This is a genomic window from uncultured Tenacibaculum sp. (genome assembly GCF_947499065.1).
Lineage (GTDB): Bacteria > Bacteroidota > Bacteroidia > Flavobacteriales > Flavobacteriaceae > Polaribacter.
Genome location: NZ_CANMMT010000003.1, coordinates 135,355 through 158,305 on the forward strand (window position 1 = coordinate 135,355; position 22,951 = coordinate 158,305).

Genomic DNA, 22,951 nt, shown 5'->3' on the forward strand with positions numbered 1-22,951 from the left:
CAAATGAGTACGATAGAAAAGATACAGGAAGAGCTGGATGTTTTAATACAAGAAACAAAAAAGCACGAAATTATTTTGCACAATGATGATGTAAATACTTTTGACCATGTTATTGACTGTTTGGTAGATGTATGTGAACATACATTAGAACAGGCAGAGCAGTGTGCTATTTTAGTACATTACAAAGGTAAATGCGCAGTAAAAACAGGAGAATATAAAGATTTAGAATCAAGATGTTCTAAATTATTACAATTGGGTTTATCTGCGGAGATCGTTTAGTATGGAAAATGTTTTTAGGTATTATGAGTTCTCAGAATTTATAATAGACAATTCAGGAGCTTTTTCAGGAAATGAAATATGTTTTTCAATATTAAATGAACAACATTTTTTAATTTTTGAAAAAAATAATGAAGCCTACAATTTGTATGTTTCTAAATACGACTCAAAAAAAGATATAGGTGTTAAATCTCCGGAAATACTGGAAAGTTTGATAAAAAACTACGATAAGTCTGTGCCAGAACATCGGGTGATTCTTAGAAAATATTTATATTAAAAAAACTCAAAAAAACTTTTTTTGAGTTTTTTTTTGTTTTTATGTGACCCCTCAAAAAAAACTGTGTCATAATAGTGTAAATAAGTAATTAACTCTTTTAGAGAGCTAACCCTTAAAGTGAATAAACCCTTAAATTAAAACCTTCTCCGAGTAAATAATTATGTTGAAAGGAGAAGATTCCTCTAAAAGAAACAATATAAATAATAGTAGTAGTTAGTTTTTATACTAAGTTTGGTTAGACAAAAGGCCTTGGATGTAAATTCAAGGTCTTTTTCATTGTAGAAAGGATTATAAAAAAAAGAAAAACTCATCTTTTAGATGAGTTTTTTTGTATTCGTTTTTTCTAAATGCTATTGTCTTTTTTCCTTTTAACTAAGGTTAAAGTGAAAATTAACCCGCTTAAAAGAAAAGTGATTAATAAATTAGTCCAAACATTATTTGAAACATTATTTTTATAAGTGAACTTAGGTAAGTTCTCGTAATCTTTTAAAGTGAATTTTTGCTCTTTAAATAACATTGGAACTAGATAGTTTCTCCATTCATTAGAGAATTCGAAAACTTGTTTCTTGTATTCGTTATAATGTTTTTCAGAAGTTCCTGCGATACTGTTTAATGATTGTTGCATTAATATTGCAGGAGAGAAAAATTTAAAAGAATTTACTAGGTTTTGCTGTTTATGTAATTGAGAATCATATTCAGCAAGTAAAGGCTTCGTTTTTTCTTCCATAACTTTTTCGGAAGCAAAGTAATTATGCCAAAAACCAAATTTATCCTTATTAGTTTCTTTTGCTAGTTCTGGATGACTTCGTAAATAATCACTCATAATTTTATCTTGCTTTTTCTCGTTCTCCTTTTTTATTTGACGAATTTCATTAATCATTTTTAAACGAGAAGGGGTGGGAAATAGTGAGTTCCCTATTTGATTTATTGTAGCGGGTAGTACTAAAACAATTAATAACCAAATACCAATAAGAGTTAAAGCGTTTTTAGAAGAGTTATTGATTTTTATATTCACAGTATAAGCGATTGTAAACCAGAATAAGCTGTATCCTGCTATCATTAAAAGTACTTCAATTAAATTACTAAAACTATTAAGTGTATTAGTAGAGAAGATAGTAATAGTAGTAATTAAGACAATAAGAGTGATTAAAGTAAAGATAACATACCTAATAGCTATTTTTTGTAATAGCCATATAGTAATAGAAATGGGTTGTGCATTTAAAAGTTGTAAGGTACCTAACTCTTTTTCTTTAGATAAAACATTGAAAGAAAAACCAATTATTAATAGAGGAAGTATATAGATGATAACAAATGCCAAATCGAAATTCCCTAGTAACAATTGAACGGGATTTACCATGTCTGAATAATCTAAGGCAAAGTTGTTTCCATAAGCCTTAGGGCTTTTAAAATGCGTGTACATATCACTTTGTCCAGTAGCTAAAAAAGAAAAGGAACTAGGTTTCATTATAGCTAAACGAGGGTGGCGATATCCTATAGTCATTGGTTCTGAAGGAAGTTGCCAACGAGGAAGACTTACTTTTTCTCCTTTTTCAATTTTAGACAGGTTAAGTAGCATTAAGCTATCTTTTTTGTGTAAATCTTGTTGCATTTTAACAATGTCGCTTTCTCTTTTAGTTACATTTTTTGTCCCATTATACGTGGCAAAAACAAATAAAAGTGAAATACTAATTAGAAGTAAAATTAGCCAGTTACTTCTGTTTAATAATTTTATCTCGTAACGTAAATTATTAGTAAACATAATTTATATTTTTTTTGAATAGATAATTAATCCTATTATTGGAAGTACTAACCATAAAACTAAAAACAATATGTTTTTTGTGTTTTCCTTTAATATTGATGAAAGTGTAGGTGGGGTAAAGTTGAATTTAGGAAGTTTCTTAAACGTTTCAGCTTTCATTTTATAACTCCAATCCCCAGTTTTAGAATTGTCTTTAAAATCATAGTTTAAAAACTTTTGAGTTTCTATCCTATATTTTTCTGCGGCTTTGGTGAATTTCCAGTGCAAATTATCGCTTGTATTGGTGATATCCATAGATAAAAAGCGTAAAGCAATAAATGGAGAAATGAATGATAGGTTTTGATAAACACTATTTTGTCCCTTTGCAGTATTGTGTAAAATATTATAATGCTTTTCATAAATTTTAGCTTCATGCTCTTCACCTTTTTGCATTCGGTAGGCATCATAATTAAAAGGTAATTGACTTAAGCTGTCAACTCCATGTTCTTTTAAGGTTTTTTGCTCTAGTTCTTTAGCTGCTTTATTCCATGGATTGTGACCATCTAATCCATTTTTTCTGTCATTACTAATACGAGCATTAAATTCGGATTTAGAAGGGTAAGGGTGGTTGGTATTGGCAAAGTTTGTAGCTATTTTAGGAGTTACAAAACTAAATAGAATCCAGATAACTAAAGAACTAACTAATGAAATCCCAGAAGATTTACTTCTTATAGAAATAAGTAAAGTAATAGAGGTGATAATTAAATAATATATCAAGTAAGAAATATAAAGAGTAAGTAGGCTAGTCCAACTAAAAAAACTTAAGCTATCTAGGTTTGATAAAACTATACCAATTATAAGAAATATACAAGAAGTTAAAATGAGAATAGGAATGTATATGGCTAACCATTTTCCTATTACAAGTTTTGTAGGGTGAATACCTTGGCTTTTTAATAAAGAAAGTGTTTGATGTTCAATTTCTTTAGTATGTGAGTTATATCCAATTAGAATAATAATAAGAGGAAATAAGTATATTAAAACAAAGTTGATGGATAGCGTACCAAAACGAGTTAAGCTAGTTTGATCACTTGCTTCGCTAAATGAGGCTTCGTTTCTATTATGAGCTTCTAAAAAAATGGAATTCCCTGTATATTTAGTTACGCCATAGTCAAATAGAGATAAAGCAAATTTAGGTTTAAAAGCATAAGTACCATAGTGTGCGGCAGAATGCGGGTTTTTTTCATCTTGACTTTCCCAAATACTACGTTCTTTGTTGGTAGACTCTACATATTGTTGATTATTTTTATTGTATTGATTAATACTAGTAATAGTTGCGATGATTAGTAAAACAAAAGAAATACCTAGAGTAATTTTAAAACGCCCATCCCTCAATAGTTCTTTAAGTTCTTTAAAAATTATATGTTTCATGTTAATCCATATTTTTAAAGTTCATAATGTCTAGATAAATAGTTTCTAGCTCTTTTAAAGAAAATTCTGAAGAGTTTGAATAATTTTGTAATATTCCAGAACGCATTATACCTATATGTGTACTAACTTCTTTAGCTCTAAATAAATCATGGGTGGCCATTAAAATAGCTACATCATCATTTTTCATTTTGGTTAATAGCTCCATAAATTCATTGCTAGATTTTGGGTCTAAACCAGAAGTAGGTTCATCTAATAAAAGTACTTTAGATTCTTTTGCTATTGCCAAAGCAATTCCAACTTTTTGACGCATTCCTTTAGAAAAAGTTTTTACATGCTTTTCATGAGCTTCTTGTTGCAAACCAGCTTCAGTTAAGTATAGTTTTAGTTCTTGTGTGTCAAAGTTTTTTCCAGAAAGTTTAGTGAAATAATCTAAATTTTCCACAGCAGTTAGTGTAGGGTAAAGCATTAAGTTTTCAGGAATATAGGTAAGAAAACTTTTGGTTTTAATTGAGTTTTGAGTTACGTCTAATCCATTAATTTTTGCTTCACCAGATGTTGGTTGAATGAAATTTAACAACATATTAATTGTAGTAGACTTGCCAGCTCCATTAGCTCCTAAGAGGCATAAAATTTCACCTTCTTTTACTTCAAGATTTAGATTTTGAACAGCTTTGAAATCACCATAGCTTTTGGTTAAGTTATTTGTAAGTATCATTATATTTTGATGAGTTAATTCGATAAAAAACGTTAATGCAACTAAGTTGTAAAATTAAATAAAAGATTTGTAAGTGCAACTAAATTGCGTTAAATTTGTAATTATGGGTATAGTAAGAAAAACAGCATCGGTAAAGTTTGTCTTAAGTATTTTTGAAGAAAGAGAGAAAGCTGTTTCTGTAGTAGCTTTGGTGAAGCTTTTAAAAGAGAAAATGAATAAGACTACAGTATACAGGATTTTAGATAGATTGGAGCAAGATGGAATTATTCATTCTTTTTTAGGTAAAGATGGTTTAAGATGGTATGCTAAATGCCAAGGGTGTTCGGCAGATCATCATTTAGATGTGCATCCACATTTTCAATGTAAAGATTGTGGTGATGTTGAATGTTTACCTGTAGACGTACTTATACCTTCTGTTGAAAATAGACAAGTAGATTCTGCTGAGATTATGTTAGTGGGTAAGTGTGGTAATTGTCTTTAGAGTTAAAAAAATCAATAAAAGATATAAGATGTAGAAAATTTCATAATTCTTTTTAAAAAGAGTTGGTTTTAAATTTATTTACACTATATTGTATATGTCTTACAAGACGTTGTAAGACTTCTTTTTCATAGCAATTTCCCATTCAATTCTTTTGAATGGGTTTTTTATTTTTTTGAAGTTTTTTAATTAAAGTAAGTTTATGTAGATTTGACTTTTTTGTCAGAGTAAAACATATAAATCCAAATTAAACGCGATAGTTTATAATTTACACCTATTAATGCTAGTGAGATTAAAATAATCAAGCCAAAACAGATAAACCAATCGATGTTTAAAATTAATCTAGAAATTATAAAAATAGCTACGCTTTCTGCTACTATTAAACCGTAACTAACATACATTGCACCAAAGAAAAAACCAGGTTCTTTCTCGTAAATAAAGTTACAATGAGAACAATTTTCTTCCATTTTCCCAATTTTAAATAGATTGAGAGCTGAGTTTTTAAAAACTTTCCCCTTATTACATTTAGGACATTTGTTTGAAATTAAAGAGATAATTGATTTCATTATTATTTTTTTGCAAAATTATATATGTATAACTTGTTAAGTGTTATATATAAGTTGCTTAAATTTGTATAATTAAGACATTTGTTGTGATTTCGATTTTAAATATTGAGAATTTTAATTTATCAGAAGAAGTTGATAATTACTTTTATAGTAACGATTTAGCGGTGCATCTTAAAAAAAATGAGCATCATTTTAGTACTCCTCATAGGCACGATTTTTATTTATGTGTGTTAATTATAGAGGGAGAAGGAAAGCATGAAATAGATTTTACTACATATGATGTAAAGCCAGGACGTGTATTTTTTTTAAAACCAGGGCAATCTCATTTTTGGAGTTTTACTTCTTTAGTAAAGGGATACATTTTTTTTCATACTCATGAGTTTTTTATGTTAAGCATGAGTGAGTTAAATTTAAACGAGTTTCCATTTTACTCTTTAAATGAATCCTTTATAGATTTATCTAAAGATAAAATAGATTTCTTTACTCAGGCTTTTATGAATATCAATAATGCTTATTATAGTAATCAGATTTTTAAAAGAGCTTATTTATTAAGTATGGTAAATCTAATTTATATAGATTTTTTAAGACTTTTTGAAGAAAATAGTGAGCCAAAACTTAAACAGTCTGTCAATAATTTGATTCTAGTTTCTAAACTAGAGAGTTTAATCGATTCAAATTTTAAGGAGCATAAAAAAGCATCATTCTATGCTGAAAAAATTCATTTAACTGTAAGGCATTTGAACAGGGTTGCTAAGGAGGTTTTAGATAAGACAATTACAGAAATGTTGTATGGTAAAGTAGTTTTAGAAGCAAAAAGACTATTGGTTCATTCGGACGAGCAGTTATCTGAAATAGCTTACGAATTGGGATTTGATGACTATTCGCATTTTTCTAAGTTTTTTAAACTTAGAACAGGAGAGAGTCCGTCTTCATTTAGAAAAAGGTATTAGGAGGTGGTTAATAAAAAAAAATATCTTAAACAAGCTATAAGGTGTTTTAAAATCTGATAGCAATATTGTTAGTTAATAAATTTTGTTCCTAAAACTTGAGATGCATCCATAACAATCATATTGGCAGTGTTGTCATAATCTTTTACTATTTGTTTTAAAGAATTTAGTCTGTTAACGGGTACAGTAACAACTATCATAAAATTAGATTGTGTTAAGCTAAGGTTGTCTCCTTTAAAAATAGTGCCACTAACTCCAATTTTGTCATTAATTAACTTACCTAATTGATGTACATCTTTTTTAGATGTAATATGTACAACCCTACCATTTGGTCTACCAGTTAATACTACATCAATCATTTTTGTAGTAACATAAATGCTTATTATACTCCATAAAGCAAGTTCTATACTATTAAAAACTATAGCTGTTGCCATCACAACAAATGAATCTAATATCAGAATAACTGTTCCAGTTTTGAGAGAAGTTTTAGTAGTAATAATGCGTGCAATGATGGTACCACCACCAGCAGATCCTCCTCCTTTAAATATTAATCCAATTCCAGTTCCTACTGAAATACCGCCATATAAAGTTGCTAGCAAAGTTTCTTGACTTAAAGCAGGTATTTTAAAAAAATGAGTGAAAATATCTATAAAAAAACTAATAATTATAATAGCTATAGTGCTCTTTATTGCAAAATATTTGCCTAAATATCGAGTGCTAATAATTAGTAAGGGAATATTTATTATAGCAAATAATAAACCTATAGAAATATTAAAGAGTTTATTTAGAATAATAGATAATCCTCCAGTTCCACCCATAGCAACATTATTTGGGCTTAAAAAAGCAACAACGCCGAAAGCCATTAGAGCTGAACCGAGAATAATGAAAATGTAGTTAGTGATTTCTTTTTTCATGTTACTTCAAAATAAGTTTACAAAATTAAAATAATAACTTGTTAGAAATAGAAAAAGCCAAAACATTATTAGTGTCTACAAAAAAACAGTTACAGAAATTGCTTATGATTTAGGTTTCGAAAGTTCACAGTAGTTCAATAAACTGTTTAAAAAGAAAATGAGTTTAACACCATTGAAATATAGAGACTCTATAAATTAACTTAAAGGTAGTACGAAAGCTGACATATTTATTTTCGTATTTTTGAATCAATGAAACTCTTATAGTAGAGGGTTAGTGAAACCAAATAAAATTCCTTTTCAAAAGAAAACTACTAAATAATGATTAATATAAGTTTGAAAATGTGAAAATAGCTGATTCTTTACCGCTAGTTAATTCTCTAGATCAGCTTTAGTGTATTTTGGATATGGCATAAGATTTGAATAACATTCCATAAGTTTGACTTATTGAAATTTAAGTTAAACTTATATTTTAACAAGTCTGTGTTATATCTTTAAGGTGCAATACATTCAAAAAATATGGCAGTAGAAAGAATAAATAGAATAAAAGAAGTGTTGGTAATTCAAGGAAAATTGCAAGTTTGGCTGGCGCAAGAACTGGGAAGAAGTACTACTTCTGTAACTGCTTTTTGTAATAACAAAGCACAACCTCATTTAAAAGATTTAAAAAGGATTGCTGAAATTCTTGATGTAGATATTAGAGAGTTATTAGTTTCTACTAAATAGTTGTTTTAGTAAGTTTCTATTTGAAGAGAAATAGTGAAATAGAGTAACGGACTCTTAAAAAGTTAAAATGGTAAGATTTTCTTTCAGAAATAACTATGATTGAATATGGCTATTTAATTTTTAGTAGCTTATTCATACTTTTCTGGAATTATTTATTCTAAGATTATTCTTGTAAAAAACTTCTTACTAATTAACATATTTTAATTAGTAAGAAGTTTTTTTATTTTTGATAGTTAAATAAGTTTAAGGCTTTGTATTATGGGTTAACTTAAATATTAGAAAAAGTTTAATACTGAGCTTAATGACATCTTAGTTACAATCCCTAAGGAAAGTCTTTTTATTGGATCTCTCAAGTTTTGATTCTCTACTGGTTTTACTTTTTCATAGTTATTCTCTACATCTGGTAGTTCCACATAAAATCCAGCTAAAAACTTCCCTGTATTATCATAAAAGTAAAAACCGCACCCTATATCTAGTACATTAGGGAGAATTTGTTCATTTCGAGATAATAACTGAGATTTTAAATAAGGATTAATTAAAATATGCTTTTCTTCTTTCTTGTCTAAAGGAGCTCTGTAAATGACATCAATATTGAATTCATTTACTTCTACTTCTCCATAAGTTCCTGAATAAGCTGTAATTTTTTTTTCTTCAGTTAATGTTGAATTACCAGTAGATTGATTGCTAATGGTTTTAATTGTATATTCTTTTTTTGTTAGTAAATTAAAGTTGTTTGTTTTAGAGTAAGCATAGCTTGTTCCAAACATCCAATTTTTATATTGAAAGTTTGCTCCTAAACCTATTTCTCCTCCTCTAAAAAATGTACTTTGAAAACTCTTGTTCAATGCATCTAAATTAGTACCCAGATAACGTTTAAAGCTCAATGAATTAATTCCTCCGAATAGAAATATAGAAAATTGTTTATATGAAGTATTATTAATATTTTCTTCTATTCTTTTTATTTCAGCTTCATAATTACTAATTTCATGTTTCCAATTTTTATAAAGTATTTTACACTTAAATATTATTTTATTTATAACTCTCTTTTCATCTTCATTATCCTTATCTAAATTTTCGAGCTTATTGATAAACTGTCCAAAGGTTATATTGTCAAATATATCGTACAATTCTTGTTTTAATTTTCCTTTATCATTTAGTTCTTTTGTTTCTAAGTTGATTATATTATTAAATGCCTCATGTAATTCTTTATCTGATTTCTCAAAAAACTTTTCATAAATAGCTAATTTTTCAGTGTAACTTTTTTGATATGCATTAGGTATACCATTTGATGTAGACCAACCAATAAAACCGTTTAAATTACTTGATGGAACAAAATCTCCTTTATTAAATAAACCAGCTAAACCTGATTTATTTTGCCCTTTTAATGAACCTCCATATACTAAAAGATTTTCTTTTCCTAAACTTTTTTGTAGATTATTAAAACTTAAATTAAGTTCTGTTTCTCCTAAATCTGCAGTTATACTTGATCCTCTAAATAAGATTGTGCTTTCACCATCTGCAGACTTTGTTATACCTTGTGAGAATAAGCTTGTTAGAGGAAAGGCAAAAAATGCTAATATTAATAGTTCTTTTTTCATAATATCATCTTTAAGGTAATTTAACTTCTACTTTATAAAACCTGAATCTTCCTTTACTTTTTACAGAAAGCTTCTGGTCTTCTGAAAATAGTTTATTACCGTTTTGAGTAATATTGAATGATCCTTGTAAAAAAGGAATTCCGACCCCCCAAACACTAACAATAACAGTGTCTTTTATACAAATTGTTTCTATTTCTCCTTCATATTCATTCGGGTTGGAAGGAGATTGAAAAGCTTCAATTTCACTGTTTTTTAATCTCTTACTATTTATTCTAAAGGTTGTAACTCTCATTCCTTGAATTAGAGTTATTTTAAATTTAAATTTGAGTTTTGGCATAGCTTTTAAATTATTATTTCTATTTCATTAAACATTAATTTGGATAATAATATGTCTCTTTTTAGTTTAAACGATTTCATAATTAAGTTACTTTGAATTGAATATGCTTGTGTATGACACATAGTTTGTTATAATTCTGAGAGGAACAAATTAGGTGGAATAAAAACGATAGAGTTATGAAAAACCTTATTTTTAATGAGGCTTTTTCCTTATTGTATTTAGTTAAAACCCCTTATATGATTAAGGGTGTTAATAGATATAAATTTATGTTATGTACATTATTAGTTTAGATTTTCGATTTAGTATTTTTGAGTCTAATATTTTATAAAAATGAATGGATTTGTAACTATTGCAGCTGCAGGGAATACCGAACCTCCTGCTTATAAATTAATTATTGATAAAGGTTATAGTATTGAGAAAAAAGGAGATTCTTTACTAGCCCAAAAAGATGATTTAATTTTTTTAGCTTATAGTATATTAGAACTTGCTGGTTTAATTTTTTTATATGAAACTAAAGGAGCTAATTGGCAGGTTGATGATGAAGTTATAGATGAATATTGTGAACTATTTAATGAATGAAAAAGAATCATAATTTATTAAGGGAGCTTTAAAGTGGAGCTCTTTTATAATTTACAATACAAAATAATTACTTTTTAAAAATAAATATCTTCTCAAACAATCTGAAAAATACAATGTGTATTTGTTTTTAATATTTTACTACAAAATAACTCTTAGTAACAACATTTTTATAATCTAGACTTTATAGGTTAAGTAACTTCATGTAAAATTAATTAAAAATCAATGTCATGAGTGGAAATACCAATACTGCAACACAAAATGTTTTAGAGAAATTAAGTAGTTATAATGATCTTCATATGCATCATTTAAGTGGTGAAAAAAATAATAATCCAGAGAATATAACGATGGGTTTTTGTGATATTTTAAATAACCCAGATTGTTTTAATGCGAGATGTATAGTACTTTATCATAGAACCAAAAGACGTTATGAAGGTTTAATGTTTTATAGGAAAACACCTTTTGAAGCTGAAGATTATGAAAACCCGAATGGTAATGAAGAGTTAACTTTTTTAACCAGTAAAGCAATGAAGAATGACTCAATAGGTGATTTAGGAAAAGAAATTCTTAGCCAACTAAACAACTTAACACCTTGGCAATATTTAAATTGTAATCTTTTAGCAACTACGTTGGAGCATAAAAGTGATAATAAATTTTCTAATGACCTTAAGAAAATAGGCGAAGATATAGGAGAAGATTTATTAGAGTCTACTAGTTTACAGACCGGTATTATGAAGGAAGGGGTTAAAATGTCGAAAGAAAGTTACGCTCAAATAAATTATCCAAGAATTAATAAAAATAATTAATGTTTTTATTAAATAGCATGATGTAAATACTAAAACACCTTATGAAGGTGTTTTTTATGTGAAAAATGTAGAATAATATGAAATAAGTGTGATTAATTATTCTTCTTCTGTAGTATCATCATTAAGAAATTCTGGATATAACTTTTTTAATTTCTCTTTTTCTTCTTTCGAAAGTGGAATGAATAATTTAATTATCAAGATAAATACAATTACTATAAGTGTAAATATAAATGTTTCGATTTCTTTAAATCATTTAGTTGCTTCTGAATTAATTTGATAGAGCAAATGATTTAAATTGAAGAGGTTCATAAGACCATCCAACAAAACAAGTATGTATAGTTTGTGGAGCAGCATGATTGTATTCTAATGTATCTATTAATTCTGGCAAAGGAATAATAACAAAAGTTAGTATTAAAATAATTGTTATGAATTTGATAAAAGGAGAAACATTTTTTGTTTCTACGTATTCAATATTAAGTTGATCATAGCTATTTTTCATATGGTAAAAGTAATAAAATATTAGTTGTTGATTATAAGTAGAAACCGAATGGTTTTGGCATAATTGTGGTAAGTAAATTAAATATTTAGAGCTGTTACTTTTTTTAGATATTTTACCTAAGATTACAGCTTTTTATTAAATAAAATACTTAGCTAACATTTGAAAATATGAAAAAGAACTTGATTATATTATTTTTGATTTATAGTTGTTCTAATAGTAAATCTAATTCAACTATAGAGAATTATAGAATAAAGCCTCTTGATACTTTAAAATTTTCGTATCATGGTTTTAATAACGGTGCTAAACTTAATTTAATTAGTAATGGGTTTTTTATAAATGAAGACTACGTTTATGGTTGTGTAGGTGGTGGGTTTAGAAAAAAGGTCTTTGGAAAATATCAAATCAAAAACAATCAACTAACGCTACTTCCTGAAAAAATAAAATATACTGAATTTCCTTTAGATTTTGAATCTAAACCTAAAACCAGTAATGTTTCTTATGGTCCAGATTCACTCAAGATAAAAACCAAATTTCAAATTGTAAAATGGGGGGATAATGAATATTTGTTATCAGATTATTTTCATTTTGGTTGGGGGATAGGAAAAGAAAATGATTACCTCAGATTTGCTGACTATTTAAATGATGGCTCTGAACCTAAAAGTAGTGGAATGTATTTGGTTAATAAAACTAATGACCCAATTACTACAGAATTTGATTTAAAACAAATACCCAAGAAATGGCAAAAACACTTTTTAAAGGAACCTATTTCTGCAAAAATAAAAAGTATTGAGAAAATTATTGACTCTAATGATGATGATTATATTTATTGGAAAATAGAATTAGATAAAGGTGAAAAGGATAGAATGAATAAACGATTGACACTAGTAACCAAAAACGAAGAGTTTTTTATTGAAGTAGACTCTGTTTTGATTAATACTAGCTATGGTACTACTAATATGTATGATTTTTCCCCTAAAAAGTTTCCAATAGGAACTGAATTAAGAACGAAATGGAAATGAACTTTTCTTTTATTTTACAAACATAATTATTTGTATTAGTGGTGTTGTAAGGATGTTATTTTATGAGGTAAAAGAATATTCCTGAAGATAATATGAAATATAGAATGTAGTAATTTATATTTCTTAAGGAGCTTTTTGTATTTGTTCTCCAGTGCCAAGATTCTATTGATAAAGAGATAAATAAAGCAACGTACGACCAAAAATATATTGTATATGTATTTTCTGAACTAATTAATTCTGATAAAAATAATGATGTTGAAAAAGATAAAGTTGTCAATAAAATTATAATGACAATATTTTTTTTCTTCATAATTTTAAATTTATAAAACTCCTGTTATAAGAATATATTTTATTAGTATATATAATTTATTAAATCTTGTAAACTAATATCGTAAACGGCCATTATAACCCTAGTAATACTTAGGCTAAAAAGTAAAAATACAATGAATGATTTTACTGTAAATATACCGTATTTATCATTAAGTATTTTTTGTGGTTCTCTTGAGTTTTCTGCTAAGTACGCTTGGTGATGAATTGTTTTAAATGAACAGTTTGGGCATTCTTCGTAATTTTCCTCATATTGCGTATTACAAACTGGGCACGTGATTATTGGTGTAGTCATGACAATTTTTAACCAAATATAAGTAAAATGCTATGGAAAAAATAGATTTAAAAATTGTACAACTCTTAGCTAAAGGATACAAACAAAATGAAGTTTCTAAAGAATTAAAAAATAAAGGAGTTGTACCCAATAGTATTTCTATTATTGAAAAAAGAATAAATAAGTTGAAAAAGAAATTTAATGCGAAAACTAATTTTCATTTAGCTGTGTTATTAACTAAAGAAGAATTTATATAGCAAAAAAAAGAAGCGTCCCCCCGGATAACTTCTTTTTTAACTAATTAATCTAACTATATAATGAAAAAAACAAAATCTTTATTTATACTTCAAATATAGATTAGTGAATTGGTTATTGTTTTGAATATTAGATGAAGTAATTTAATGTGGTGGTGAATAGTGGTTTAGTTGCTTTGAAATAAAGTAAAATACTTTTAGGAAGTAGGATAAAGAAAGTTAAAAACATTTTTGTTTGCCTTGATTTGAGATTATGATGTGTAATTGATGGTTTTATTTAATTTATTTTTTGATGTTTAACTAATTCTATAATTTCATTGGCTCCATTAATATTAGGATTGAGCTCGATGAGATTGTAAATATTTTCCAAGATTTCACTTAAGATTTTTTCTTTTTTAGGTTGCTTTTTAGCAATTAGAAGAGCGTTTATGTAAATATCCGTAGCTTCTATTTCCTTACCTAATATTAGTGTTGCTAGTCCTTTATTAGCTTGTACCCATGCTAGAGGAAATAGCTCATTAGATTTGTTGCAATATTGAATACATTTTTGATATTCTCCTTTTAAAAATTTAGACCATCCTAGTTTTCCATATAATTCTGCTTTTTCCTGTTTGATATTCTTTTTTTTAACTATTTCGGTTTTAACTATTGCTACTACTTCAATACTGATGTTAAGTCCATTTAAAGTACTCGGGTTTTTGATTCCTAAATAATATGTGCCTGTTTTTACGTCGTCAATTCTAACAGCAGCTTGTTTTGTGTTTTCAACCATTCCTTCTGTATAGTATTGATATCTTGTTTTGTTAATAAATGCATTTTTATTAAAATTATCTAATAGATAAACATCTACAGAAGCTGAGCCTTGAGGTATTTTAATTGCAGTTAAAATATTAGAACTAAAACCACTAGGGTCAGCTAAAAGACCTGCTAATTGTATAGCTAGGTTTAAGTTTTTTGTTCCTCCTTTACCAGCTGATGTTGAAAAGCTGTAATACCAATGATCGGTATTTTTAGGTAAATCTATTTTAATATATACCCTTGATTTTCCTCCAAAATGAGAACGAGCTCCACCATTAATGTATAGATCTCGTGTTTCTATTATATTTTTTGTTTTATATGTAAATCCTGATTCTTGTGAATAACAGAATTGAATTAGAATTAATGTAATTAAGTTAATTATTGTTTTTTTTATATTCATTTTTTTAATGTTGATAGCATCTACCATTAGAGCTTTTTGTGTGTCTTCTACATCTTCTGCCGGATTTTGTCCTGCCTGAACATTGTACTGAGTAGTTTCTTTTTTTTGATGTTGTTGTTTTTTGAAAGTGTAGCTTATTTACTACCTCTTTTTTATTTGATGTTGTAGTTTTGGGTTTGCAAACTTTACAAGCTGAAAACCCTAGAGATATTGCTTTTTTTAAATTGATTTCCTTTTTAGAGTAACTTAAATATCTACATTTTTCAGTATGGTATTTTTTACCTGTTTTAGTTATAAAAACTGTTTGTGCGTTAATACAGCTTGTGGTAATAAATATTACTACAAAAATTAAAAGTCTAATATGTTTTTGTTTGATGTTAATATGCTTAGTTTAAAATAAAGTTTCTAATTGTGTTATCCATATTGCTTGGTAATTCTGCTCCGTAAATTTCATATTTTTTAATTCCCATATTTTCAAGCCATTTACTCCAGTATTTTTTAACTACATCTTGACTATAAGGGTTTCTTTTTTTATCGTGGTTTACTAAACCTATAACCAATACTTCTAAATTGTTTAATTTTTTTGAAGCTGGTATAAAACCAAATCCTTTCTTCTCAAAGGTTTCTTCCCAACGACTATTATTTAAACCGAAGTTTCTAAGTGTGCGAGGTGTTATAAAAGAAGTTAGATTTTTTTCTTTTAATTTGGTATCAGTGTGAAACATGTAGCCATCTGTTAGTATTACTAAAATATTTCTATTGCATTCTTTTATACAATATCTCTTCGCTTTATCTTTAAAAAAGCGCCATGTATCCGAACCTAAATATTTCCCATTTTCTTTTGCTAGGGTATAAATTTCTTTAGGTATAGTTGTGTATTTTTTTTTAGTATTTTCAATTAATTCTTTAGTTAAGTTTTTTGTAAAAGAGACTTTTAATTCCTTTGATTTTTGATTGATAGTAATATTTGCAGGTGCGGGTTCGAAATATATTTGCATGTCATCGTTTATTAATACCAGTTTCTTGTTTTGTATATGTTCTAAAAAGCTATTTGAGATTGAGTTTATATAGCCTAAATCTCTTTGAAAGTATTCCATTGAGGTATTCGGGTATTTTTTTTCATCAATCCTATCCGATAGATCAAGTAGTATACTAATGTTAAGGTTATTTTTTTTGTTTTTCAATAAATATTCTGGACATTCTCCTTCTTTTTTTGTTTCTTTTATTACTGCTTGTAAATCTTTTTTTTCCTTCTCGTTATTGGTACAGGAAATAAAAACTATTAAAACTATTAAAACAATGTTATTGATTGTGTTTTTTAAACTCATAAGGTTAGTATTAAGATGCAAAAATTTTATTTTGATAGTCATTATTTGAACCTACTTCTTTTATGTGGTTATTGTAAGTTTCATTACATTCATGAATAAGGTCTTTCTTTTTGTTAAATGAGCCGTGTAAGTTTTGGTTAATTGAAGTGACCCAGCCTTGCATATATTCTGAAGCATATAAATGATATTCTTTAATAGGAATTATAACACCATTTATGAGTCTTTTTAATTCTTCTATTTTTCCTTTAACCTTTTCGACATTTTCTTTTAATTCATGAAGTTTGTTGTCTAATAGCTCTAGATTTTCTTTTTCTATTTTAATTTTGCTATTGCGTTGAACTATAGCCATTTTTATTTTGTCTTTTTCTTTATGTTCTTTCATTATAAAGTCAAAAACTAACCCCCATATAATATATACTATAAAGCCCGCGAAAATAATACCCCAAAAGGCTACTTTTTGGAATGCAATTGATAAAGAAAACTCGGGAGAATTTATACTTCTTGTAAGGTCATATAAGTTATTCTCTATTTGATATGCCAATATTGCATCGAATATAAAAGTAACTATGAATAAAGAAGTTATTTTTAAAGAATTACTTATGCTTTTATATTCACTAAACATATGAATTAAAAAGCCTAATCCCATAAAAACAAATGGAATAAATGTAACGAACATTCCTTCTAGTGGTCCGTCATTCCATGATTTTGTAAAAGCATTTGCATCTAGAATTGATTGTATGACACCGTCTCCTATTTCAAATTTTTTGAAAAAAGCGGAGTATGCTGTAGAAACATAGAATGTGATTAAGTATAGGGTTATAGGTATTATTAAAGCTATTCCAATCCAGAATTTAATTGAAGCTCCTTTTTTTGCGTCTATGCCATATTTTTCAGGATTGTTAGGTATGTCTGCAATTTCATGTTTTAAAATTTCAATAGTATTTTTTCTTTTTTCTTTTTTCTCAACTAGATTGTTAATTACTACGGACTTTGTTTTTACTTCAGTTTCTTTTTCTAATTTTTGGATTCTAAGAGGCTCTCTATATTTTTCTTGTTTTATTTCATTTTCTTTTTCTTCATTTTGAAATTTTGCATAAATGGCCTGCAAACATATGTTAAGGGCAGTTTTATCGCCAAAATTTCTAGTACTGTCTCTAAATCCAGCTTCATGATAAGTTTGTTTTCGCTCTCGATCATCTAAATTAATTACTTTGGTATTTTGGTATTCTTGTGTAGCAACACTTGTGTTTGTTTGCACCAAATCTTTTAATTTTTTTAGCATGATTTATAATTCTTTTAAAACTTTTTCTAGAGGTATTTTTTCTTCAACTGTGTTTAAAAAATAATTAGATAAATCATCTATATTACTGTTTTTAAATCCAAACAACTTGATGTATTTTTTAAGTGTGTTACGCTCGTTGTCGTCTACCTTTCCATCTGCCCAAATCATTTGACTGAGTTGATATAAATATGTGATTTTTTGAATTAATGATTCAGGTATGTTTTTCTCAATTGAAGAAGGGTTAAGTAAAAGGTTGTCTAATGTTTCTTTAGGAACGCCTCTTTCTTTAGCAAAATCGTAAAGCATTTTTAATTCTAAATGATGAAAGTTATCATCTGTAAAAGCCATGCTGTATAATCTTAAGAAATGGGCTTTAAGTTCTTCTGATATATTATGCATTTGTAGTTGGTTTTTAGTTAAGTTTTTTATTTCCTATGCTTAAATATGTTTCAGCTCTTTTGCCTTCAAGTTCTGCTAACTTTAAAAGAGCTTCTTTAACTTTTATTCTACGATTGTTTTCTTTTGAGTAGGTAAATATTCCTTTTATGAAAAGATAGGTTCTTGTTAAAGGGAAGGTTAAAGTTGTTAAATCTGCTAGGTTAGCTATTATTGCATTTGTAATTGATTTTTTACCACCTCTAGAATAACCTCCCAACCAAATAAGATTTAGCCCAAGATATTTACTAAATGAAATGTTTTCTACACTGTTTGCAGCTTCTTTATGTTCATTTTGTCTATGTAAGCAACCGTTTGCAGATATTTTTAAAGTTTCATTAAATAAATTATTGACTTTGTTTACTAAAGTTGTTAATTGGTTAATCTCTTTTTTATTTGATTGTTCATCAATTTCAAGGATATCACATACGTCATCAACTTTATTATTGAATTGAGTAATCATGTTAAATAACTTATTGGATTCTGAAGTGTCTAAATAACCATCAGAAATAAAGCCGTTAGCTTCATTTTTGATAGTAGTATATAGGCCTGAAAGTTTTATTATTAAAGTATTGGGTTTGTGCCCCGTTTGGAAGTTGATGGCTTTATCAAAATCTGTTTTATATGGAGTGCGAACTGATTTATTATTGATAGCTCTTCGGTATGGTGTGGAGTGATTATCATTAAAAAGTTGATTACTGACTACTTTTCCTAAATCTCGACCAACTTGATTTACAGCGCTTTTTAAAAAACTCATAATAAATTAATTTTTACATCCGTTTTTATTACAAGTAATTTTACTACTAGAGTTAGTCCAATGTTCTGGGTGATCCTGTGTGTTAAATCCACATCCAGTAGTTCCTCCTTTTTGTCCTCTATGAATTTCCCCTGTTGGTGTATGTTTTACTGCCATAATTTTTAATTTAAGTTTAGTGTTTCAAACTTAAATTAAATGAAAAAGAAAGCCTTACGGTTTTTCACAAGTTGATTGTAGTTTCTAAAAAGAGGGTTAAAAAAAATATGTTATTCCTACAATTAGAATAACATATTTACTAATTTTTATATTTCCTAAAAATAAACAGTTTGTATTGCTGTTTAAATTGAAGAAGGAATTTAAAAAGGTTATATAAAACCAGAATCGTTTGCTAATGTGATTAAGTGCGGTTTGTTTTTTGCTCGAAAAAGATCTTTTAATTTATTTATCTTTTTTTCTACTGAACTTACGCTACTAGGTGTAATATTGTTTTGTGAGAAATAAAGGCTTATTTCTTTGTCTGTATATCCCTCAGCTATTTTTTTTATTAATAGTATATCGTACTCATCGATATTACTGTTATTGGATGTTTTTATTGCTTTTTCAACCAAGGATGAGAGAAAAGGTTTGTTGTTAGGAATGTTATTAATTGCTTTTTGAAGATCTTTTAAACCATGACGTCCTTTACATACATAAGCATTTACTTTGTAGTTATGTATGAGGTTTCTTACTCTTTGCAAACGATCTTCTACAGAGTAAACAATTACGGGCATTTTTATGTTTTTTTCATACAGTGCCTTTACTAATTCTTCTCCTGATTTGTATTTTTGAGTTCTATAATCATCTTTAAACGATAAATCGGTAATTAGTAAGTCATAAGGCGCTTTGTCTAGAATTGCTTTTTTGACTTTTAGAAAGGCATCGTCGCAATACTGTACTTGATCTATTTTTGTAACTCCTATTTCTTTTAACATTGTATAGACACCTTTGTTGATGTCGTCCATATCTTCTGCTACCAATACTTTTTTATACATACTAAACGGTTATTTTTGTTTTGAATCCTTTTGATGGTTCTGATTCAAAAGTAATTTTTCCGTTGATGGACTCTATACGGTTTTCCACATTTAATAATCCATTCTTTTTGGATAATACACTTCCTATTCCGTTGTCTTTGTATAGTATTTCTAGTTTTTTTCCATTTTTTTTAAATGCTATTGTAACTAATGTTGCTTGGCTATATTTAGACATATTCGTCATTAATTCTTTTAATACTCTATATAGCATATTTTTTTTATGAATTGAAATACCTTTCCAATCAACAGTATTTGCTTGTGAAGCTATTGAAGTTTTATTGGTACGGTAGCTATCAAATAAATCGTTTAAAATTTCAAGGAAATTCATTTCGTTATTTATAACATAATTATCTCTAGAAATGTTTCTTGCTTTGTTGTATACTTCATCTAGGTCATCTAAAATTTCGTCAGTTATATTATTTGTTGATTGTATTTTTGACATTACCTGGTATATGTCGTTTGCAATTACATCGTGAACTGTTTTTGAAATTCTTCCTTCTGTTTTAATTACGTTTTCTACTATTTTCTTTTTGTTTTTTTCTCTGTAAAAGAAATATCCTCCTATTGATAGTAAGAATATGAATGCTCCTATGGATTGATATAAAAGCTTTAATTTTTTTTGCTTTTCTGCTTTTAGTTCGCTATCTTTTGCTTTTAGTTGTTCTTGTGTATAATTATATTTAGCAGAAATAAATTTCCTTCTTTTAGCTTGTTCTAAATTATCAATGCTGTCTTTTAGGTTTATATAGTCTAAGAAATATTTTTCTTTTTTTAGTTTTACAAAGTTGTTAAGTGCATTAAGTTTGTATTTAGGGATATTAATTTTTTTAGATAAAAGGTATCCTTTTTTAGCGTACTCTAAAGCTTTGTCATTGTTGTTGTTATCAAAATAATAGTTGAAAATATGACTGATACTTGTGTAAATTAAAATTGATTTTTGTTTGAACTTACGAAATTTGAGTGCTTTTTTCATATTGATTAGGCCACTATCAATTTTTAACTTGCTTTGAGTGTATCCAAGATTATCAAGTGATTTTGCAATTTTAAGACTATCTTTTATCTTTAAACTTAAATTAAATGCTTTGTTTAATTCTCGTATTGCTTTGTTGTATTCTTTTTTATGGGTATAAAGAACGCCCAAATTATTATGTAAAGCCATTTTTTCATTTAGCATGTTTTCTTTAAGTAGGTTACTTAATTTTTCATAATACCTAATAGCTGTATTGTAGTCTTTTTTTAACCTATTTATTTTACCTAAATGGTTGTATAGCGTTATTTGATATATATTGGAGCTAATACTATTTTGTAGTTTTAATGCAGCAATAGCTGTTTGTTCACTTTCAGAATATAGTCCAATCTTAAATTCAATATTGGCTAATAAATAAAGATTGTAAATAGCTTTTAAAGTATCCTTATTTTTTAAAGTTAATTTTTGATTTAGCTGGATGTATTTGTATGCTCCTGAGAGGTCTTTATTCTTTTCTGGATATTGAAGTAATGTTAAATAATAGTTTGTACTATCGATTGCTTGTTGACTATATGAAGAAAAGTAAAAAAGTATTGTAAAAAAGAGAAATGATTTCTTTAAATTTTTCATTCCTCTAAGGTAGTAAAACTTATAAAAAGATATTTTGAAATTTAATTCTTTTTGGTTGAGGAGTTGGTAAAATTTCACCACCTTCTCCGCAACATTTTTTGTTTTCTTTTTTGACTGTGTTTTTTTATAAGTATGTTATTATCTGTGCACGAAATTAAAACTGTGTTGAAGGTAATAGCAATGATTAATAGACTTCTTTTTATTTTTTTTAATGGTTAGCAAGGTAAAAAGAATGAAGCTATAAGCTTCATTCTTTTAAAATAATACTATTAACTCCCTTTCGGAGGAGGAGGAGGAGGGATGATGTCTTCTTCCTCGTCGCAACATTTTTCAGTTTCTGTTGATGATTGTAGTTCTTTATTGATTGTTGATTTGGTATCGTTTTTTATGATTTCATCTTCGTCTGTACAAGAGAATAATATTAAATTGAGAAAAACCGTAAAAATTATTAATCCTATTTTTTTCATTTTGTTTGGTGTTAAATTTTAAACATTAGTGTTGCTGTTCGATTATTTCATCGAATCAATTATGATGTGTTTAAACATTTTTTAAAAGGCCTTTTGGAAGTGTAAGAGATGAGTGTTAAGCGAGAATGCACTTCCAGGTTCAAGCTGCTGAATACTCAGTTCTTATAGTAGAAATGAAGATTGTTTTGTTAGCTGTATTTGAGCTGATTAGTTCTTCAATTCTTGTACAAATGAAATTAAAATTGATAGGAAGGCTAGGAATAATAAAGGAAACAACTGGGAAAGTTTTAGGAAGCTACATTTCCTATTATTTTCCGAAATTTAGATTATCAAAAACTAAACTATTATGCATAAAGAAATCGTAAATAAAGCTTTTGAAAAAACTAAAGAAAGAGCTGAAAAAGAAAGTGGAGTTGTATTGTCTAAAACAAGATGTTCTGAATATTTGTCTACTATTTTGCAAGACGAGTATAATATTATTTATGGAGAGAAAAGCTTACGGGATGTTTCTAATGAGAAATCAAAAATTAATCAGCCAAAAGTTTTAGAAGCTTTATGTAAATTTTTGGATTATGATAATTATGAGGCTTATGTTGAAAAGTATAAAAAAGGTGTTTTAATTGATGAAGGTGATGATGAAGAAGATAAAGGGAGTTTATTTTCTAAAAAGAAATTGATTATTGTTGTGTCTTTTGTTGTTCTTTTAATTAGTTGTGTTTCTGTTTTTTCGATAAAGAAGCAGCGTTGGATGGTTTGGAAGGGAGATCGTTATGAAGAGGTCTCTTTTGATACAAAGAAGTATGGAATAGGTGAGTTGAAGTTGTATAAAGAAGAAAGAATAAAAAACTTTGAAAAAATTGAAGCCGATTGTAATTATCCTTTTTTTGGTCCCGGAGGGAAAGTTAATGTATGGTACTATAAAAATAGTAATGGTGAATTGGAGTTATTTAGTTCTGTTGGGTTGCACCCTGAAACTGGAAAAACCTTAAGGCCAATTACTAATTATATGATTGAAAAATATATCTGTATTAAATAAATAAACTTTCAGGTTCTTTTATCTTTACT

Annotated in this window: 28 protein-coding genes; 10 read left to right on the forward strand and 18 right to left on the reverse strand. The window is 27.5% G+C overall.

Features of this window, described 5'->3' with window-relative positions; all coding sequences use genetic code 11:
- Window positions 1-3 precede the first annotated feature (3 nt).
- On the forward strand, window positions 4-279 hold the full coding sequence (locus Q0958_RS08135) for an ATP-dependent Clp protease adaptor ClpS (protein ID WP_299121965.1): 276 nt from the start codon (window positions 4-6) through the stop codon (window positions 277-279).
- A 1-nt stretch (window position 280) separates the two neighbouring features.
- Window positions 281-553 carry a hypothetical protein gene (locus Q0958_RS08140; protein ID WP_299121967.1) on the forward strand — a complete coding sequence of 91 codons (273 nt, stop codon included), beginning with the start codon at window positions 281-283 and terminating at the stop codon, window positions 551-553.
- A 343-nt stretch (window positions 554-896) separates the two neighbouring features.
- Here Q0958_RS08140 and Q0958_RS08145 read toward each other — a convergent pair whose 3' ends face one another.
- The 3 genes from Q0958_RS08145 to Q0958_RS08155 are packed head-to-tail and all read right to left on the reverse strand — an operon-like array spanning window position 897 to window position 4,434.
- Window positions 897-2,312: a DUF3526 domain-containing protein gene (locus Q0958_RS08145; RefSeq protein ID WP_299121968.1), complete on the reverse strand. Its 1,416-nt coding sequence runs from the start codon at window positions 2,310-2,312 to the stop codon at window positions 897-899.
- A 3-nt stretch (window positions 2,313-2,315) separates the two neighbouring features.
- On the reverse strand, window positions 2,316-3,719 hold the full coding sequence (locus tag Q0958_RS08150) for a DUF3526 domain-containing protein (RefSeq protein WP_299121969.1): 1,404 nt from the start codon (window positions 3,717-3,719) through the stop codon (window positions 2,316-2,318).
- Between the two features lies 1 nt (window position 3,720).
- Window positions 3,721-4,434 carry an ABC transporter ATP-binding protein gene (locus Q0958_RS08155; protein WP_299121971.1) on the reverse strand — a complete coding sequence of 238 codons (714 nt, stop codon included), beginning with the start codon at window positions 4,432-4,434 and terminating at the stop codon, window positions 3,721-3,723.
- 103 nt (window positions 4,435-4,537) lie between these two features.
- Between Q0958_RS08155 and Q0958_RS08160 the strand changes: the two genes are divergently transcribed.
- Window positions 4,538-4,915 carry a transcriptional repressor gene (locus tag Q0958_RS08160; protein WP_299121973.1) on the forward strand — a complete coding sequence of 126 codons (378 nt, stop codon included), beginning with the start codon at window positions 4,538-4,540 and terminating at the stop codon, window positions 4,913-4,915.
- A 197-nt stretch (window positions 4,916-5,112) separates the two neighbouring features.
- Here the strand turns inward: Q0958_RS08160 and Q0958_RS08165 are convergent, their stop codons facing one another.
- Window positions 5,113-5,379, reverse strand: coding sequence for a DUF983 domain-containing protein (locus Q0958_RS08165; protein WP_299121974.1), 267 nt, complete (start codon window positions 5,377-5,379; stop codon window positions 5,113-5,115).
- A 185-nt stretch (window positions 5,380-5,564) separates the two neighbouring features.
- Here Q0958_RS08165 and Q0958_RS08170 point away from each other — a divergent pair, with 185 nt between their 5' ends.
- Complete coding sequence (locus tag Q0958_RS08170) at window positions 5,565-6,428, forward strand: helix-turn-helix transcriptional regulator (RefSeq protein ID WP_299121976.1); 864 nt, start codon at window positions 5,565-5,567, stop codon at window positions 6,426-6,428.
- A 68-nt stretch (window positions 6,429-6,496) separates the two neighbouring features.
- Here the strand turns inward: Q0958_RS08170 and Q0958_RS08175 are convergent, their stop codons facing one another.
- Window positions 6,497-7,339, reverse strand: a complete 843-nt coding sequence (locus tag Q0958_RS08175) for a YitT family protein (RefSeq protein WP_299121977.1) — start codon at window positions 7,337-7,339, stop codon at window positions 6,497-6,499.
- 516 nt (window positions 7,340-7,855) lie between these two features.
- On the opposite strand from Q0958_RS08175, the gene Q0958_RS08180 reads away from it, so the two are divergent.
- Entirely contained in the window at window positions 7,856-8,062 is a 207-nt protein-coding gene (locus Q0958_RS08180) for a helix-turn-helix transcriptional regulator (RefSeq protein WP_299121978.1), read from the forward strand.
- 275 nt (window positions 8,063-8,337) lie between these two features.
- Here Q0958_RS08180 and Q0958_RS08185 read toward each other — a convergent pair whose 3' ends face one another.
- Together Q0958_RS08185 and Q0958_RS08190 are read right to left on the reverse strand one after the other, a co-directional pair.
- A complete protein-coding gene (locus Q0958_RS08185) occupies window positions 8,338-9,660 on the reverse strand; it encodes a hypothetical protein (RefSeq protein ID WP_299121980.1) in 1,323 nt (440 codons plus the stop codon).
- Window positions 9,661-9,670: 10 nt separating this feature from the next.
- The gene (locus Q0958_RS08190; RefSeq protein WP_299121981.1) at window positions 9,671-9,997 is read right to left on the reverse strand and encodes a hypothetical protein; all 327 of its coding nucleotides are present in this window, start codon (window positions 9,995-9,997) and stop codon (window positions 9,671-9,673) included.
- A gap of 330 nt (window positions 9,998-10,327) precedes the next feature.
- On the opposite strand from Q0958_RS08190, the gene Q0958_RS08195 reads away from it, so the two are divergent.
- Window positions 10,328-10,576 (forward strand): hypothetical protein, encoded by a 249-nt coding sequence (locus tag Q0958_RS08195; protein WP_299121982.1) that lies wholly within the window; start codon window positions 10,328-10,330, stop codon window positions 10,574-10,576.
- A 227-nt stretch (window positions 10,577-10,803) separates the two neighbouring features.
- A complete protein-coding gene (locus Q0958_RS08200) occupies window positions 10,804-11,379 on the forward strand; it encodes a hypothetical protein (RefSeq protein WP_299121984.1) in 576 nt (191 codons plus the stop codon).
- A gap of 268 nt (window positions 11,380-11,647) precedes the next feature.
- Here Q0958_RS08200 and Q0958_RS08205 read toward each other — a convergent pair whose 3' ends face one another.
- Window positions 11,648-11,878, reverse strand: coding sequence for a hypothetical protein (locus Q0958_RS08205; protein ID WP_299121985.1), 231 nt, complete (start codon window positions 11,876-11,878; stop codon window positions 11,648-11,650).
- A gap of 167 nt (window positions 11,879-12,045) precedes the next feature.
- Here Q0958_RS08205 and Q0958_RS08210 point away from each other — a divergent pair, with 167 nt between their 5' ends.
- Window positions 12,046-12,897 (forward strand): hypothetical protein, encoded by an 852-nt coding sequence (locus Q0958_RS08210; RefSeq protein WP_299121986.1) that lies wholly within the window; start codon window positions 12,046-12,048, stop codon window positions 12,895-12,897.
- A gap of 55 nt (window positions 12,898-12,952) precedes the next feature.
- Here Q0958_RS08210 and Q0958_RS08215 read toward each other — a convergent pair whose 3' ends face one another.
- Window positions 12,953-13,207: a hypothetical protein gene (locus Q0958_RS08215; protein ID WP_299121988.1), complete on the reverse strand. Its 255-nt coding sequence runs from the start codon at window positions 13,205-13,207 to the stop codon at window positions 12,953-12,955.
- Window positions 13,208-13,551: 344 nt separating this feature from the next.
- On the opposite strand from Q0958_RS08215, the gene Q0958_RS08220 reads away from it, so the two are divergent.
- Window positions 13,552-13,755, forward strand: coding sequence for a hypothetical protein (locus Q0958_RS08220; protein WP_299121990.1), 204 nt, complete (start codon window positions 13,552-13,554; stop codon window positions 13,753-13,755).
- A gap of 274 nt (window positions 13,756-14,029) precedes the next feature.
- Here Q0958_RS08220 and Q0958_RS08225 read toward each other — a convergent pair whose 3' ends face one another.
- From Q0958_RS08225 to Q0958_RS08265, 9 genes are all read right to left on the reverse strand, one after another.
- Window positions 14,030-14,950: a hypothetical protein gene (locus tag Q0958_RS08225; protein WP_299121991.1), complete on the reverse strand. Its 921-nt coding sequence runs from the start codon at window positions 14,948-14,950 to the stop codon at window positions 14,030-14,032.
- Window positions 14,951-15,336: 386 nt separating this feature from the next.
- A complete protein-coding gene (locus Q0958_RS08230) occupies window positions 15,337-16,278 on the reverse strand; it encodes a hypothetical protein (protein ID WP_299121993.1) in 942 nt (313 codons plus the stop codon).
- Window positions 16,279-16,288: 10 nt separating this feature from the next.
- Window positions 16,289-17,560 carry a beta-carotene 15,15'-monooxygenase gene (locus tag Q0958_RS08235; RefSeq protein WP_299121994.1) on the reverse strand — a complete coding sequence of 424 codons (1,272 nt, stop codon included), beginning with the start codon at window positions 17,558-17,560 and terminating at the stop codon, window positions 16,289-16,291.
- 3 nt (window positions 17,561-17,563) lie between these two features.
- Window positions 17,564-17,959 carry a hypothetical protein gene (locus tag Q0958_RS08240; protein ID WP_299121996.1) on the reverse strand — a complete coding sequence of 132 codons (396 nt, stop codon included), beginning with the start codon at window positions 17,957-17,959 and terminating at the stop codon, window positions 17,564-17,566.
- Window positions 17,960-17,972: 13 nt separating this feature from the next.
- Window positions 17,973-18,752, reverse strand: a complete 780-nt coding sequence (locus Q0958_RS08245; RefSeq protein ID WP_299121997.1) for a hypothetical protein — start codon at window positions 18,750-18,752, stop codon at window positions 17,973-17,975.
- Between the two features lie 6 nt (window positions 18,753-18,758).
- The gene (locus Q0958_RS08250) at window positions 18,759-18,908 is read right to left on the reverse strand and encodes a hypothetical protein (RefSeq protein WP_299121999.1); all 150 of its coding nucleotides are present in this window, start codon (window positions 18,906-18,908) and stop codon (window positions 18,759-18,761) included.
- 209 nt (window positions 18,909-19,117) lie between these two features.
- Window positions 19,118-19,783, reverse strand: a complete 666-nt coding sequence (locus Q0958_RS08255; RefSeq protein ID WP_299122000.1) for a response regulator — start codon at window positions 19,781-19,783, stop codon at window positions 19,118-19,120.
- Window position 19,784: 1 nt separating this feature from the next.
- Window positions 19,785-21,419 carry a hypothetical protein gene (locus Q0958_RS08260; protein ID WP_299122002.1) on the reverse strand — a complete coding sequence of 545 codons (1,635 nt, stop codon included), beginning with the start codon at window positions 21,417-21,419 and terminating at the stop codon, window positions 19,785-19,787.
- Window positions 21,420-21,688: 269 nt separating this feature from the next.
- Window positions 21,689-21,886 carry a hypothetical protein gene (locus tag Q0958_RS08265; protein WP_299122003.1) on the reverse strand — a complete coding sequence of 66 codons (198 nt, stop codon included), beginning with the start codon at window positions 21,884-21,886 and terminating at the stop codon, window positions 21,689-21,691.
- Window positions 21,887-22,232: 346 nt separating this feature from the next.
- Between Q0958_RS08265 and Q0958_RS08270 the strand changes: the two genes are divergently transcribed.
- Window positions 22,233-22,922 (forward strand): hypothetical protein, encoded by a 690-nt coding sequence (locus tag Q0958_RS08270; RefSeq protein WP_299122005.1) that lies wholly within the window; start codon window positions 22,233-22,235, stop codon window positions 22,920-22,922.
- The last annotated feature ends 29 nt before the right edge of the window (window positions 22,923-22,951 follow it).